This is a genomic window from Shewanella sp. SG41-4, assembly GCF_014164505.1.
Lineage (GTDB): Bacteria > Pseudomonadota > Gammaproteobacteria > Enterobacterales > Shewanellaceae > Shewanella.
The window spans coordinates 1-1,328 of the sequence record NZ_JACJFI010000601.1 but is presented as its reverse complement, the minus strand read 5'-3'; the positions used below and the strand labels follow the sequence as shown (position 1 = coordinate 1,328).

Below are 1,328 nucleotides of genomic sequence, written 5' to 3'. Positions count from 1 at the left end.
AATCAGCAAGTGAACTGTCATCTGGGTAGCGGGTTCATTTTTGATTGCAGACAGCGTCCGCTCCACCAAAGTAAGATGAGGCCTTTGCAGCAATGCAAAGGCCTTTTTCGTATGGAAAAATCAACGCAGCAGTACAATTCCATTAAGCCACACGAACCTGCAATCTCCTTCCTACATTATTTTGTTTCTGCCCTTTGTTTACAGGTAACTTGGTCATGCATTAAATCTTCAGCTAACCTTTCAATTTCTCTATTTTGATATCTACATGTTGAGTTGTTGTAATTCATTCAGCTACTTATTGGCTAATTTGCTATAAATACGATCTATTTTCTTGCCATTCACATATTGCTCCCCTAACTTATGTGCCAATTGCATGGGATTAGGAATAATGATGAAGTTAGAAATGATTTGTACTGGTGAAGAGGTGCTCTCTGGCCAAATAGTCGATACCAATGCTGCTTGGGTTGCGAATATTTTGATGGAGTTAGGCATCGAGATGCAACATCGAGTAACGGTTGGTGATCGAATGGATGATCTTGTTGCCGCATTTCAAGAGCGCAGTAAGCATGCTGATGTCATTATTGTTAATGGTGGTTTGGGGCCTACTAGTGATGATATGTCTGCATTAGCCATGGCGAAAGCTAAAGGCGAAGAACTTGTCGAAAATGTACAATGGCGTGAACATTTAGAAGATTGGTTTACCCGTAATAATCGTGTAATGGCTAAGAGTAATTTGAAGCAAGCTTGGTTACCAGCTTCTGCTGTGATGGTTGATAATCCTGTCGGAACAGCATGCGGCTTTAGAGTGAAGTTGAATAATGCGTGGTTATTCTTTACACCAGGTGTGCCTTTTGAATTAAAGCACATGATCACCGAGCAATTTATTCCATTTATTACTGAAGAGTTTGGTGTTCAAGAAAAGTCAGCTTTAGAAAAATTACTTACTATTGGTCATGGAGAGTCATCTTTAGCGGATACTCTATCAGAGATCACTTTACCAGCTGGAATTGAGTTAGGTTATCGTTCCTCAATGCCACACATTGAAATTAAGATATTTGCTCGTGGTGATAAAGCTATTCGTAAGCTACCCGATGTAACAAAGCAGGTTAAAGCTTTATTAGGTTGTGCGGTTGTTGCTGAAAATCGCCCAACATTAGCAGCAGAGATCCATCATCGATTATACCAGTCTGGTTTTAGCCTTAGTGTGGCAGAGTCTTGTACTGGTGGCATGATCACCAGTCAATTGATCGATTTTGCAGGTAGCTCTTCGTACTTGCATCATGGTTTAGTGACTTACAGTAATGAGTCTAAAGTGAAAGTGCTGGGCG

The 1,328-nt window shown here is 40.6% G+C and carries 1 protein-coding gene; it reads left to right on the top strand.

Features of this window, described 5'->3' with window-relative positions; all coding sequences use genetic code 11:
- Positions 1-391 precede the first annotated feature (391 nt).
- The coding region (locus tag H5202_RS22560) for a CinA family nicotinamide mononucleotide deamidase-related protein (protein WP_182773988.1) at positions 392-1,328 on the top strand (937 nt) is incomplete at its 3' end.